This window comes from Pseudomonas sp. M47T1, from assembly GCF_000263855.1.
In the GTDB taxonomy this organism is placed as follows: Bacteria; Pseudomonadota; Gammaproteobacteria; order Pseudomonadales; family Pseudomonadaceae; genus Aquipseudomonas.
Window position 1 is genome coordinate 26,758 of record NZ_AJWX01000017.1, and the last position, 13,610, is coordinate 40,367.

At 61.8% G+C, this 13,610-nt stretch carries 10 protein-coding genes; 3 read left to right on the forward strand and 7 right to left on the reverse strand.

Annotation, left to right across the window (positions count from 1 at the left end; translation table 11 throughout):
- Window positions 1-189: 189 nt before the first annotated feature.
- The 7 genes from garD to PMM47T1_RS17860 form a co-directional block, all read right to left on the reverse strand.
- Complete coding sequence (gene garD, locus PMM47T1_RS17830; RefSeq protein ID WP_008371451.1) at window positions 190-1,743, reverse strand: galactarate dehydratase; 1,554 nt, start codon at window positions 1,741-1,743, stop codon at window positions 190-192.
- Window positions 1,744-1,755: 12 nt separating this feature from the next.
- Entirely contained in the window at window positions 1,756-3,120 is a 1,365-nt protein-coding gene (locus tag PMM47T1_RS17835; protein WP_008371452.1) for an MFS transporter, read from the reverse strand.
- A gap of 110 nt (window positions 3,121-3,230) precedes the next feature.
- Window positions 3,231-4,142 carry a 5-dehydro-4-deoxyglucarate dehydratase gene (kdgD, locus tag PMM47T1_RS17840; RefSeq protein WP_008371454.1) on the reverse strand — a complete coding sequence of 304 codons (912 nt, stop codon included), beginning with the start codon at window positions 4,140-4,142 and terminating at the stop codon, window positions 3,231-3,233.
- 264 nt (window positions 4,143-4,406) lie between these two features.
- On the reverse strand, window positions 4,407-5,153 hold the full coding sequence (locus PMM47T1_RS17845) for a FadR/GntR family transcriptional regulator (protein ID WP_008371455.1): 747 nt from the start codon (window positions 5,151-5,153) through the stop codon (window positions 4,407-4,409).
- Between the two features lie 69 nt (window positions 5,154-5,222).
- The gene (locus PMM47T1_RS17850; RefSeq protein WP_008371457.1) at window positions 5,223-6,962 is read right to left on the reverse strand and encodes an ABC transporter ATP-binding protein/permease; all 1,740 of its coding nucleotides are present in this window, start codon (window positions 6,960-6,962) and stop codon (window positions 5,223-5,225) included.
- An 85-nt stretch (window positions 6,963-7,047) separates the two neighbouring features.
- The gene (locus PMM47T1_RS17855) at window positions 7,048-7,608 is read right to left on the reverse strand and encodes a response regulator transcription factor (RefSeq protein WP_008371459.1); all 561 of its coding nucleotides are present in this window, start codon (window positions 7,606-7,608) and stop codon (window positions 7,048-7,050) included.
- Window positions 7,601-8,863, reverse strand: coding sequence for an ATP-binding protein (locus PMM47T1_RS17860; RefSeq protein WP_043301231.1), 1,263 nt, complete (start codon window positions 8,861-8,863; stop codon window positions 7,601-7,603). The genes PMM47T1_RS17855 and PMM47T1_RS17860 overlap by 8 nt, the downstream gene beginning before the upstream one ends.
- A 214-nt stretch (window positions 8,864-9,077) precedes the next feature.
- Here PMM47T1_RS17860 and PMM47T1_RS17865 point away from each other — a divergent pair, with 214 nt between their 5' ends.
- From PMM47T1_RS17865 to PMM47T1_RS17875, 3 genes are all read left to right on the forward strand, one after another.
- Window positions 9,078-9,785 carry an SIMPL domain-containing protein gene (locus tag PMM47T1_RS17865; RefSeq protein WP_008371463.1) on the forward strand — a complete coding sequence of 236 codons (708 nt, stop codon included), beginning with the start codon at window positions 9,078-9,080 and terminating at the stop codon, window positions 9,783-9,785.
- 112 nt (window positions 9,786-9,897) lie between these two features.
- Window positions 9,898-11,499, forward strand: a complete 1,602-nt coding sequence (locus tag PMM47T1_RS17870) for an ABC transporter substrate-binding protein (protein ID WP_008371466.1) — start codon at window positions 9,898-9,900, stop codon at window positions 11,497-11,499.
- Between the two features lie 427 nt (window positions 11,500-11,926).
- Window positions 11,927-13,540, forward strand: a complete 1,614-nt coding sequence (locus PMM47T1_RS17875) for an ABC transporter substrate-binding protein (protein ID WP_008371468.1) — start codon at window positions 11,927-11,929, stop codon at window positions 13,538-13,540.
- The last annotated feature ends 70 nt before the right edge of the window (window positions 13,541-13,610 follow it).

Here is a 13,610-nt window from a genome sequence, read left to right on the forward strand (position 1 = left end):
ATTTTATTGACAAAACTTTGAAATAATCTCCAGCAGGCAGCGTAGTGTGGCTATTCTATTAACGTACTCAAAGCAATAAAAGCTGTTCAGCTGATCCAACCCTGCACAAATGACGGGGCTGGCGTCCTACCCGCTGGAGACCTCCAGCGGGCATCAGGGCCAGCGCAGCCTGGCGGCAGCGGCTACAGGTCAGGTGATGGGCGCCGGGTTGAACAGCACGATATCGTTATGCAGCTTGTGCTTCTCCGCCCAGGTCTGCTGCTTGCCGCTGGCCACGTCCAGGTAGTAGTGGAACAGCTCCCAGCCGAGGTCCTCGATGCTTGCCCGGCCGGTGGCAATGCGCCCGGCGTCGACGTCTATCAGGTCCGGCCAGCGCTGGGCCAGCTCGGTGCGGGTCGACACCTTCACCACCGGCGCCATGGCCAGGCCGTAAGGCGTGCCGCGCCCGGTGGTGAACACATGCAGGTTCATGCCCGCCGCCAGTTGCAGCGTGCCGCACACAAAATCACTGGCCGGGGTGGCACAGAAGATCAGGCCCTTGCGCTGCACCCGCTCGCCTGGCCCCACCACCGCGTTGATGGCGCTGTTGCCCGACTTGACGATAGAGCCCAAGGACTTCTCGACAATGTTCGACAGCCCGCCCTTCTTGTTGCCCGGCGTGGTGTTGGCGCTGCGGTCGGCCTCGCCCTTGGCCAGGTAACGGTCGTACCAGTCCATCTCGCGCACCAGCGCGTCGGCCACGGCCGGGGTTTCGGCCCGCGAGGTCAGCAGGTAGATGGCGTCGCGCACCTCGGTCACTTCCGAGAACATCACCGTGGCACCGGCGCGCAGCAGCAGGTCGCTGGCATAGCCCAGCGCCGGGTTGGCAGTGATGCCGGAGAAGGCATCGCTGCCGCCGCACTGCATGCCCAGGATCAGCTCGCTGGCCGGCACAGTTTCGCGGCGGCGTTCGTTGAGTTTCTTCAAGCGCGTCTCGGCCAGCTCCATGATCTGCTCGATCATTTCCGTGAAGCCGTGGCTGGAGTCCTGCAAGCGGTACAACCACGGCTCGCTGAGGTCCACCGAACTGTCGTTCTCGTGCATCACCTGCCCGGCCTGCAACTTCTCGCAGCCTAGGCTGATGACCAGCGCTTCGCCGCCCAGGTTGGGGTTGCGCGCCAGGTTGCGCACGGTACGAATGGGGATATACGCGTCGGTGGCGGTAATGGCCACGCCGCAGCCGTAGCTGTGGGTAATGGCAACCACATCATCGACATGGGGGTACTTGGGCAGCAGCTCATCGCGGATACGCTTGACCGCATGGTCCAGCACCCCGGTCACGCACTGCACGGTGGTGGTGATGCCGAGGATATTGCGCGTGCCCACGGTGCCGTCGGCGTTGCGGTAGCCCTCGAAGGTAAAGCCCTCCAGCGGCGGCAGCGCCTGAGGCACCTTGTCGGACATGGGCAGGCTGTCGAGCGCCGGCGCAGTGGGCATGCGCAGCAGGTCTTCGCGCACCCAGGTGCCGCGCGGGATGAACTTGAGCGCATAGCCGATCACCTGGCCATAACGAATAACCTCGCCGCCTTCGGGGATGTCCACCAGGTTGACCTTGTGGCTTTGCGGCACGTGCTCCAGGGTCACCAGGCCGCCAGGCAACTCGGTGCCCTGCGGTACGCCCTGGTCATTGACGATCACTTCAACGTTGTCGCGCTCGTGCAGGCGTATCACCCGCGGCGAGTCAGCGTGCTCAATTAACTGCATGAAACGCGCTCCTCAAATTTTGGCTGGGGACAGCTGGTCTACCGGCTTGCGCGAGCCTTTGCTCGGCGGCTCGGTCAGCTCGACCCGTTTGATCTGGCCGACAATCACCAGGTAGCTGATCACCGCCACCAGCGCGTTGGCGCCGACGAACACCAGGGCCCATTTGAACGAGCCGGTGGTGCTGATAATGTAGCCAATGACGATTGGCGTGGTAATCGAGGCGATGTTGCCGAACATGTTGAACAGGCCACCGCTCAGGCCGGCGATCTGCTTGGGCGAGGTATCGGACACCACCGCCCAGCCCAGAGCGCCCACGCCCTTGCCGAAGAATGCCAGCGCCATGAAGCCCACCACCATCCATTCAATGTCCACGTAGTTGCAGGCCACGATGGTGGTCGACAGCAACAGGCCGCCAATGATGGGGGCCTTGCGCGAGAAAGTAAGCGAGTGGCCACGGCGCAGCAGCCAGTCGGAAATGATGCCGCCCAACACGCCGCCAATGAAACCGCAGATGGCCGGCAGCGAGGCAACGAAACCAGCCTTGAGAATGGTCATGCCACGCTCCTGCACCAGGTACACGGGGAACCAGGTCAGGAAGAAATAGGTAATGCCGTTAATGCAGTACTGGCCCAGGTACACGCCCAGCATCATGCGGTTGGTGAGCAACTGGCGCACGTAGTCCCACTTGGGGCCTTCGCGCTTGCCCTTGGGCTTGTCGTCCATGTCGACCATACCGCCGTTACTGGCAATGTGCTCAAGCTCGGCCTGGTTGATCATGGGGTGCTGGCGCGGGCTGTGGATAACGTTGAGCCACACCAACGAAAAGACGATGCCGATGCCGCCCATGATCATGAACACGTGCTGCCAGCCGAACGTAAAAACGATCCAGCCCATCAGCGGCGCGAACAGCACGGTGGCGAAATATTGCGCGGAGTTGAACACCGCCGAGGCGGTGCCGCGTTCAGCCGTGGGGAACCAGGCGGCGACGATCCGCGCGTTGCCGGGGAAGGATGGCGCTTCGGCCAGGCCCACCAGGAAGCGCAGCATGAACAGCGCGACCACGGCCGTGGATACGCCAAAATCACCGACGAAGCCTTGCAGCACGGTGAACAGCGACCAAGTGAAAATGCTCAGTGCATACACCTTCTTCGAACCGAAACGGTCCAGCAACCAGCCACCGGGGATTTGCCCGGCCACATAGGCCCAACCGAACGCGGAGAAGACAAAACCCAGGGTTACGGCGTCAATGCCGAGGCTTTTTTGCAGGCTGGAACCGGCAATAGCGATGGTCGCACGGTCGGCGTAGTTGATCGTGGTCACCACAAACAGCATGAGCAGGATCAAATAGCGGACGTGCGTCTGCTTGGCGGCTTGCATGAAGATGTACTCCCACTGATTATTTTTTTTAACGCGGGTCTTTCATTCACGGTGTAACAGTGGGAGCTGGCTTGCCAGCCCCCACAGGCCCTTTGCAGGAGCGCTCCAGCTTACTGCGGGCCCATCTTGTCCATCAGCGCAGCCAGCATTTCGTACTCTTCGCCGGTCAGGTCGGTCAGCGGCGTGCGCACCGGGCCTGCGTCGTAGCCGGCGATCTTGGCGCCGGCCTTGACGATGCTGACAGCGTAGCCCGACTTGCGGTTACGGATGTCCAGGTACGGCAGGAAGAAGTCATCGATGATCTTGCCAACGGTGGCGTGATCGTCGCGGGCAATGGCGTGGTAGAAGTCCATCGCGGTTTTCGGGATGAAGTTGAACACCGCCGAGGAGTACACCGGCACGCCCAGCGCCTTGTAGGCAGCGGCATAGACTTCGGCGGTTGGCAGGCCGCCCAGGTAGCTGAAGCGGTCGCCCAGGCGACGGCGGATGGACACCATCAGTTCGATGTCACCCAGGCCGTCTTTGTAACCGATCAAGTTCGGGCAGCGTTCGGCCAGGCGTTCCAGATGCGTGGCATTCAGGCGGCAGACGTTGCGGTTGTACACGATAACGCCGATGTTCACCGATTTGCACACGGCTTCCACGTGGGCGGCAACGCCGTCCTGGCTGGCTTCGGTCAGGTAGTGCGGCAGCAGCAGCAGGCCTTTGGCGCCCAGGCGCTCGGCTTCCTGAGCGTATTCGATGGCCTGGCGGGTAGCACCGCCGACGCCGGCCAGGATAGGCACGCTCTTGGCGCAGGTATCAACGGCAGTCTTGATGACTTGCGAGTACTCGCTGGCCGCCAGGGAGAAGAACTCACCGGTACCGCCAGCGGCGAACAGCGCGCTGGCGCCGTACGGGGCCAGCCACTCCAGGCGCTTGATGTAACCCGAGCGATCAAAGTCGCCCTGGGCATTGAAATCGGTCACCGGGAAAGACAGCAGGCCGGCGGAGAGGATGGACTTCAGTTCTTGTGGATTCATTATTCGAACACCCTGGTTTGCGTGGAATGTGCGCTCAGCCTTCGCTGATGTCGTACGTCATCGTACAACTGTAATGATGAATGCTCAATAGGGCATGCGACGAAATGTCATGGGGCGGCAGTACGGAGCAAAAATTGGTTTCGAGTAGGCAATGTGGGAGCGGGCTCTGCCCGTGAAAAACGCGCCGCAGTGCATCAACTACTGCGCAGTGTTCTGTTCGCGGGCAGAGCCCGCCCCCACTTTGCCAGCGAAGAACCTACACGGTCAGGCCGTGGCCTGCGCCTCTTCATGGGCCTGGCGCAACCGCTCGCGGCTGTTGGTCAGGTGCAGGCGCATGGCCGCGCGGGCAGCGTCGGAGTCCTGACGGGCGATAGCCTCATAGATCTCTTCGTGCTCGCGGCTCAGCCGGTTCATGTAGTGCTGCTGGTCATCATGGGCCAGGCGCGCCGAGTTCAACCGCGTGCGCGGAATGATGCTGGTGCCCAGGTGGGTCATGATGTCGGTGAAATAGCGGTTACCCGTGGACAGGGCAATCTGCAGGTGGAACTGGAAGTCCGAGGCCACCGCGTCCGAGGCGTGGGCCGCGCTTTCAGCCAGCGCATCGAGCGCGGCACGCATGGCCGCCAGCTGTTCGGGCGAACGACGCTGGGCCGCCAGGCCTGCCGACTCCACTTCCAGGCTGATGCGCAACTCCAGCACCGATAGCACATCACGCAGTGTGACAATGGTGGCCGGGTCGATGCGAAAGCCGCTGGGGCTCGGCGTGTCGAGCACGAAAGTACCGATGCCATGGCGTGTTTCCACCTGCCCCGCCGCTTGCAGGCGCGAGATGGCCTCGCGCACCACCGTGCGGCTGACCCCCTGTTCCTGCATGATCGCCGACTCGGTGGGCAACTTGTCGCCGCGCTTGAGCTCACCCTTGAGGATGCGCTCGGTCAGCACGGTAACCAGTTCCTGAGCAAGACTGCGGGGCTTTCGGCGCCCGCGCGGCGCGGCGGTTGGGGTATCCATGGCGAACTTCTTATCTCGAAATCACGTTGATTGACGCATCATAGCGCATTCCAGTCGTACGACCACAGGTCACACCGCTGACGGCGCGCTGGCATTTTGATTCACCAGATGTCCGCCCTCGATGCGCACGTGCCGCGAATGGAAACGCTTGAGCGTGCTGCGGTGACCGACGCTGATGATGCTCAAGCCCGGGATCTGATCGATCAAGGCCTGGTACAGCGCTGCCTCATCTTCTTCGTCCATGGCCGATGTGGCTTCGTCCATATACAGCCACTTGGGCGCGAACAACAAGGCACGGGCGAACGCCAGGCGCTGCTGCTCGCCAGGCGACAGCAGGCGCTGCCAGTGATTGCCCTCGTCCAGGCGGTCTATCAGGTGCGGCAGGCGGCATGCCTGCAGCACTTGCACGTAACGTTCCTGGCTATAGGTATCGCCCGGCTGTGGATAACTCAACGCATCGCGCAAGGTGCCAATAGGCAGGTAAGGCTTTTGCGGCAGGAACAGTGAACGCCCTGCCGGCAGACGAATGTGCCCATGGCCGGTCGGCCACAGACGGCCCATGGCGCGCAGCAAGGTACTCTTGCCGCTGCCCGAGCGGCCGCTGAGCAGCAAGCGCTCACCGGCCGCCACGCTGAGGTTTGCACCGGCCAGCAGATTGCGACCGTCGTTCAGGTCCAGGTTGAGGTTATCCACACTCAATGACTCGCCCTGCTCTTCCACGCCAATGGCGGGTTTATGCCCCTCGTTGTCGATCATGGCCTGGCGGAAACTGATCAAACGATCGCAGGTGGCCTTCCAGCCGGCGATGGTCGAAAAACTGTCAATGAACCAGCTCATGTCGCCTTGCACATTGCCGAACGCCGAGTTGATCTGCATCAGCTCGCCCAGTTCGATTTTGCCCGCGAAATAACGCGGCGCCGCCACCACGAAGGGGAAAATCACCGCCGCCTGGCCGTAGCCCGCCGTAAAGAAGGTCAAGCGCTTGGTGACTTTCATCAGCGACCAGTAGTTGCTCCATACCTTGCCAAAGCGGCTGGTCAAGCGTTCCTTCTCATTGGGTTCGCCGTTGTAGAGCGCAATGCTTTCCGCATTCTCACGCACGCGGATCAACGAAAAACGCATGTCGGCTTCAAACCGCTGCTGCTGGTTGTTGAGTGGGATCAGGCTGCTACCAATCCAGCGGGTCAGGAAACTGCCGACAATGGCGTACACCAGTGCACACCAGAACATGTAGCCCGGGATAGTTACGCCAAATACTTCAATGCTGCCCGACACGCCCCACAGAATGACGGAGAACGACACCAGGCTAACCACGGTGCGAATCAGGCCCAACACCAGGCTCAGGGTGTCGGAGGTGAAGTTGTTGAGGTCTTCGCTGATCCGTTGGTCAGGGTTGTCGGTGTAGCCGCCCTGCTCCATCTGGTAATAGCTTTTGTTGTCGAGCCAGCGGTTGAAATGCCGCTGAGTCAGCCAGCGGCGCCAGCGAATGGTCAGCATCTGAGTCAGGTACAGCCGGTACACCGCCCCCAGGATCGCCACGGCGGCTATGCCGCAGAAATAGAGGATCAGGTGGGTAAAGGCAGCAAAATCCTTCTTCTGCAGGGCGTTGTAGAAGTCACGGTACCAACTGTTCATCCACACCGAAATCCATACGCTGAACAGCGACAGACCAATCACGGACGCCAGCAATAGCCAGGCCTTGCCCTTCTCTTCACTGCGCCAGTAAGGCCAGATCAGTTGCCAAACCCTTCGAAAAAAATGACCACGCACGGCATCGTTGACCGCGGAATATTCAGCGTTCTGATTCATTGGACAGGCTCGATGGTGAATAGCCGCGCAGGGCAGATCGATCCTGATCCACCGGCGCGGAGAAATGACTCATGGGGTCGGCGACTCAGCGACGAACCGGGCGCTTCTGAAGTTTGCGCTGTAGGGTGCGCCGGTGCATGCCCAGGGCGCGGGCAGTGGCGGAAATGTTGCCTTCGTGCTCGGTCAGCACGCGCTGGATATGCTCCCACTGCAAGCGGTCCACCGACATCGGGTTTTCCGGCACCAGGGTGTCCAGGTCGGCGTGTTCGGACAGCAGGGCTGCCAGTACGTCGTCGGCGTCGGCCGGCTTGCACAGGTAGTTGCAGGCGCCACGCTTGATGGCTTCCACCGCAGTGGCAATGCTCGAATAACCGGTGAGAATCACCACGCGCATTTCCGGGTCCAGTTCAAGCAGCTTGGGCAGCAGCACAAGGCCCGAGTCGCCTTCCATTTTCAGGTCCAGGGCGGCGTAGTCAGGAATATCGTCCTGAGCCAGCTTGAAGCCTTCGTCGGCGCTGGCGGCAGTGCTCACGCGAAAGCCGCGACGGGCCATGGCGCGGGCCATCACGCGGGTAAAGGTGGAATCGTCGTCTACCAGCAACAGATGCGGCAGCTCTTCGCCTTCGACCTGGTTTTCATCACTCATGTCTGTCTCCTCGGGCGTCACGGGGCAGGCGCAACTCGGTGAGTGTACCGCCCTGCTCATGACTATAGAGTTTTACCGAGCCGCCCGCGCGTGTCACGCTGGCCTTGCTCAAAAACAGGCCAAGGCCGAAGCCTTTGCCCTTGGTCGTAAAGAAAGGTTTGCCGATTTGCTCGGCGATAGCCAGAGGCACACCGGGGCCGTGGTCGCGAATCACGATGAAGATATCTTCAGCGTCCCAGTCCAGGTGCACTTCCAGGCCTTCGGCGCAGGCATCGGCGGCGTTGTTCAACAGGTTGAGCAGCGCTTGGGTCAAATCGGGCGGTGGCGCCAACTCGGGCACTTCGCCCTGGCCCAGGCGCTGGAAGCGGTAGGTGGCTTCGGGGCGCATCAGGTGCCAGCGGTTCAGCGCTTCGTCCAGCCAACTGGTGACCGGCTGCTCCATCACCGCCATGCGGCGGTTTGCTTCGGCGGCGCGCACCAGTTGCTGCAAGGTTTCCTTGCACAACTTAACCTGGTCCTGAAGCACCGACAGGTCTTCCTGCAAGGCCGGGTCGGGATGGTCCTGCTGCATTTCCTTGAGCAGCACGCTCATGGTGGCCAGCGGCGTGCCCAGTTCATGGGCGGCGCCCGCCGCCTCCGTGGCCACGGCGAGCAATTGCTGGTCGCGCAGGCCTTCCTCGCGGCGCTGTGCCCGCATGCGTTCATGGCGGCGCAGCTCCTCGGCCATCTTCGCGGCAAAGAAGGTGATCACCCCGGCGGTCATGGCAAAACTCAGCCACATCCCATAGTTCTGCAGGTTTTCCCGGGCAATCGGCAAGGTTGGCAGCGGATAGAAGCGCACCATCAGTACCGAATAGCAGCCCAGGGCGATACCGGACAGCACCACCGAGTACACCCACGGCAGCGTCACCGCGGCAATGGTCAGCGGCACCAGGTAGTAGGACACGAACGGGTTGGTAGAGCCGCCCGAATAATACAGGAGCGCACTGTGCAGCAGCAGGTCGCAGGTGAGTTGCAGGGCATATTCCTGCTCGGTCACCGGCAACGAGGCACGCACGCGCAGTGCCGTGACCGTGCACAGCACCAGCGACACCGCCAGGGTGGCGCTGAGCTGTAGCCAGGGCAGCGGCAACAGATGAGTCAGGTAGGCAAAACCCACCGAGCCGGCTTGGGCGGCCAGCACCAGAATTCGAATAAAAGTCAGACGCCAGAGATTCTGGCGGGTAGCGGACAACGGCATAGATGGGGCGAGCATGAGCTCTCCTGATGAGCGCTCCAGGCAGATCGTTACAAGTGTAACAAACTCGCGGCCCGCACAGACAAATGTGCGGCAAAGCGCCACAGCGCCCACAGGCTCCGTAAAATTCGGAACCGCTGCCGGCCGGTTGAGGCACAAACGGTTACACATGCGTGGTGAACTGGCACGCTGGTACTACAGTCTCATCGGTTTGCCCACAAGGAGTCCCCCCATGCACACCCTCAGTCGCAGCGCCGCCCTTGTCCTGGGCGCCGGTCTGCTGGTCAGCCTGCCCGCCCTGGCCGATGAGCCGCGCTATAACCAGATTTCCCTGCGCGCCGAGGTCAGCCAGGAGGTGCCACGTGATTTGATGCTGGTCACCCTGTACAGCGAAGAACAGAACGCCGACCCGGCCAAGCTGGCCGCACAGGTCACCGAGGCCATGAACAAGGCGCTGGGCAAGGCCCGCGCGGTCAAGGAAGTGAAGATCAGCCAGGGTAGCCGTAACAGCTACCCTATCTACGATGACAAGGGCCAGAAGATCACCGGCTGGCGCGAGCGCGCCGAGCTGCGCCTGGAAAGTGCCGATTTCCCGGCCCTGTCCACCTTGACCGGGCAGTTGCTGCAAGACCTGAAAATGGGCGGCATGAGCTTCACCATCTCGCCCAAGACCCGCACCCAGAGCGAAGACGCCCTGCTCAAGGACGCCGTGGCCGCCTTCAAGGCGCGCGCGCAACTGGCCACCGAGGCGCTGGGTGGCAAGGGCTACAAGGTGGTTAGCATGAACCTCAACAGTAGCGGCTATCAGCAGCCGTTCCCGCGGGCGGCCATGATGATGAAGTCCGCCATGGCCGACTCGGCGCCAACGCCTGAAGTCGAAGCCGGCACCAGCCAGGTCAGCATGAACGCCGACGGCACCATCGAAGTGCAGATGCCCTGACGCCTGCGGCCGTGTGCGCGATAGCGTAAGCGCTCATGCCGGCCAGCGCAGCCTGGCGGCAGCGGCCACGGGGTGTGTACCATCAGCCTCACAACGTACCCTAGAGGCTTTCATGGACAAATCTGCCTTCACCCCGCTGCTGCTCGCCGCCGCCTTGCTGGCCGGCGCGCCGCTGGCACAGGCCGCCGGCACCCTGGTCTACTGCTCGGAAGCCAGCCCCGCCGGCTTCGACCCCAGCCAATACACCAGCGGTACCGACTTCGATGCCTCCGCCGAAACCGTGTTCAACCGCCTGACCCAGTTCAAGCGCGGCGGTACCGAGGTGGAGCCTGGCCTGGCGACTTCCTGGGACGTGTCCAAGGACGGCCTGACCTACACCTTCCACCTGCGCGATGGGGTGAAGTTCCACACCACCGACTATTTCACCCCGACGCGCACCTTCAATGCCGATGACGTGCTGTTCACCTTCGAGCGCCTGCTGAACCCGCAGCAGCCGTTCCGCCAGGCCTACCCCTCCGAGTCGCCGTACTTCAACGACATGGACCTCAACACCACCATCAAGTCGGTGATCAAGGCCGACGACCGCACCGTGGTGTTCACCCTCAGCCACATCGACGCCGCCTTTGTACAGAACCTGGCCATGAGCTTTGCCTCCATCCAGTCGGCCGAATACGCCAACCAGTTGCTGCGTGAAGGCAAGGCCGCCGACATCAACCAGAAGCCGGTGGGCACCGGCCCGTTCGTGTTCAAGCGCTATCAGAAGGACTCGCAGATTCGCTTCGTGGGCAACAAGGACTACTGGAAGCCGGAGGACGTGAAGCTCGACAACCTGATCTTCGCCATCACCCCGGACGCCGCCGTGCGCCTGCAGAAGCTCAAGCGCGGCGAGTGCCAGGTCAGCGGCTACCCACGCCCCGAAGACATCGAAGTGGCCAAGCAGGACCCCAACCTGCGCGTGCTCAGCCAGCCGGGCTTCAACCTCGGTTTCCTGGCCTACAATGTCACCCATAAACCGCTGGACCAACTAAAGGTGCGCCAGGCCCTGGACATGGCCATCGACAAGCCGGCCATCATCAAGGCGGTGTACCAGAGCGCCGGGCAACTGGCGCAAAACGCCTTGCCGCCTGCGCAATGGTCCTACGACCCGACCATCAAGGACGCGCCCTACAACCCCGACAAGGCTCGGCAACTGCTGAAGGAGGCGGGGGTTAAAGAAGGCACCAGCATTGACCTGTGGGCCATGACGGTGCAACGGGCGTCCAACCCCAACGCGCGCATGTCGGCGCAGATGATCCAGAGCGACTGGGCCAAGATCGGCATCAAGGCCAACATCGTCAGCTATGAATGGGGCGAGTACATCAAGCGCGCCAAGGCCGGCGAGCATGACGTAATGATCTACGGCTGGACCGGCGACAACGGTGACCCTGATAACTGGCTGGGCGTGCTCTACAGCTGTGCGGCGGTAAAGGGCAGCAACTACGCCAAATGGTGCGACCCTGCCTACGACAAGCTGATCCAGCAGGCCAAGCTGAGCAGCAACCGCGACGAGCGCGTCAAGCTGTACCAGCAGGCCCAGCACATCCTCAAGGCGCAAGTGCCGATCACCCCGATCGCCAACTCCACGGTGTTCCAGCCCATGCGCAAGGAAGTGCAGGACTTCCGCATCAGCCCGTTCGGCCTGACGCCGTTCTATGGCGTGAGCGTAAAGCCGTAACCACCCCCTACTCGGAGCTACCGCCGGGCAAGGAGCTGCCGCCAGGCCGTAGCTGCCGCCAGGCCAAGGAGCTGCGGCCAGGCTGCGAAGGCGCGCGCAGCGGGCCCGCGATCAACATCACACCGCCCAAGGCCCTGCAAACCTTCCCCCTGCCTGTCGGCAGCGCCTACGAAACCGCCAAGGCACCATATTGGTGCGCATACCTGACCGAATGATCAGTTTTCGGGCGCTTTGTGCACCATTAAAAACGTACGCAAACGTTCAAATGGATGGTTTTTTATATCCACGCGACATTCTTGTACGTCAGTTCCACTGTTTGTACTTTCACTGACGCCAAAGTATTGCTTTGGGTATGCCGCCTGCATAAGTATCAGTGAGTCGACCCACAAGGTCCCCTCAATCAAAAAACACAACAACTGAGGCCACCATGCTCAAACACGCGGTCATTCCGTTTCTGATCGGCGCCGGCATGCTCGCCAGCGCTCCTTTTGCCCTGGCAGCACCCACCAGCCTGGTGTTCTGTTCCGAGGGCAGCCCGGCGGGTTTCGACCCGGGCCAGTACACCACCGGCACTGACTTCGATGCTTCGGCCGAGACCATCTTCAACCGCCTTAGCCAGTTCGAACGTGGCGGCACCGCCGTCGTTCCTGGCCTGGCCACCAGCTGGGACGTGTCCCCGGATGGCCTGACCTACACCTTCCACCTGCGTGAAGGGGTCAAGTTCCACACCACCGACTACTTCAAACCAACGCGTGATTTCAACGCCGACGACGTGCTGTTCACCTTCAACCGCATGCTCGACAAGGACATGCCGTTCCGCAAGGCCTACCCCACCGAGTTCCCATACTTCACCGACATGGGGATGAACGACAACATCACCAAGGTCGAGAAAGTCGACGACCACACCGTCCGGTTCGACCTGAAGACCGTGGACGCCGCGTTCATCCAGGACATGGCCATGAGCTTCGCCTCCATCCAGTCGGCCGAGTACGCCGCCCAGCTGTTGAAGGAAGGCAAGCCCCAGGACCTCAACCAGAAGCCCATCGGCACTGGGCCTTTCGTGTTCAGCAAGTACCAGAAAGACGCGCAGATCCGCTACAAGGGCAACAAGGACTACTGGAAGCCTGAAGACGTCAAAGTCGACAACCTGATCTTCGCCATCACCACCGACGCCTCGGTGCGCATGCAGAAGCTGAAGAAAAACGAGTGCCAGATCACCGCCTACCCGCGCCCGGCCGACATCGACCCGCTCAAGGCCGACCCAAACCTGAAAATGCCTGAACAGGCCGGTTTCAACCTGGGCTACATCGCCTACAACGTGACCCACAAACCGTTCGACAACCTCAAGTTCCGCCAGGCCCTGGACATGGCCGTGAACAAGGAGCAGATCATCAAGTCGGTGTACCTGGGCGCAGGCCAGCTGGCGCAGAACGCCATGCCGCCCACCCAGTGGTCTTACGACCCGACCATCAAGGACGCACCGTACAACCCCGACAAGGCCAAGGCCCTGCTCAAGGAAGCGGGCGTGCCGGAAGGTACCACCATCAACCTGTGGGCCATGCCGGTGCAACGGCCTTACAACCCCAACGCCAAGCTGATGGCCGAAATGCTGCAGTCGGACTGGGGCAAGATCGGCATCAAGGCCAACATCGTCAGCTACGAGTGGGGCGAGTACATCAAGCGCGCTCACAACGGCGAAACCGATGCCATGCTGATCGGCTGGAGCGGTGATAACGGTGATCCGGACAACTGGCTGGGTACCTTGCTGGGTTGCGACGCCATCAACGGCAACAACTTCGGCAAATGGTGCGACGCCGATTTTGACAAGCTGATCAAGGCGGCCAAGGCCACCTCCGACCAGAACAAGCGCATTGACCTGTACAAGCAGGCTCAACACCGCATGAAAGACCAGGTGCCGATCACCCCGATCGCCAACTCCACGGTCTACCAGCCGATGCGCAACAACGTCGTGGACTTCAAGATCAGCCCCTTCGGCCTGAACTCGTTCTACGGCGTGGGCATCGACGAAAGCAAAAAGTAGCCGTGAACGCCTGCTGCCCGGTGGCAGCAGGCGCTTGTGGGAGCTGGCTTGTCCGCCAGCCTTTGGCAGC

Excerpts from the sequence above, each read along its gene's own strand:
- garD (WP_008371451.1), bottom strand. The coding sequence starts at position 1,743 with ATGCAGTTAATTGAGCACGCTGACTCGCCGCGGGTGATACGCCTGCAC.
- PMM47T1_RS17835 (WP_008371452.1), bottom strand. The coding sequence starts at position 3,120 with ATGCAAGCCGCCAAGCAGACGCACGTCCGCTATTTGATCCTGCTCATG.
- kdgD (WP_008371454.1), bottom strand. The coding sequence starts at position 4,142 with ATGAATCCACAAGAACTGAAGTCCATCCTCTCCGCCGGCCTGCTGTCT.
- PMM47T1_RS17845 (WP_008371455.1), bottom strand. The coding sequence starts at position 5,153 with ATGGATACCCCAACCGCCGCGCCGCGCGGGCGCCGAAAGCCCCGCAGT.
- PMM47T1_RS17850 (WP_008371457.1), bottom strand. The coding sequence starts at position 6,962 with ATGAATCAGAACGCTGAATATTCCGCGGTCAACGATGCCGTGCGTGGT.
- PMM47T1_RS17855 (WP_008371459.1), bottom strand. The coding sequence starts at position 7,608 with ATGAGTGATGAAAACCAGGTCGAAGGCGAAGAGCTGCCGCATCTGTTG.
- PMM47T1_RS17860 (WP_043301231.1), bottom strand. The coding sequence starts at position 8,863 with ATGCTCGCCCCATCTATGCCGTTGTCCGCTACCCGCCAGAATCTCTGG.
- PMM47T1_RS17865 (WP_008371463.1), top strand. The coding sequence starts at position 9,078 with ATGCACACCCTCAGTCGCAGCGCCGCCCTTGTCCTGGGCGCCGGTCTG.
- PMM47T1_RS17870 (WP_008371466.1), top strand. The coding sequence starts at position 9,898 with ATGGACAAATCTGCCTTCACCCCGCTGCTGCTCGCCGCCGCCTTGCTG.
- PMM47T1_RS17875 (WP_008371468.1), top strand. The coding sequence starts at position 11,927 with ATGCTCAAACACGCGGTCATTCCGTTTCTGATCGGCGCCGGCATGCTC.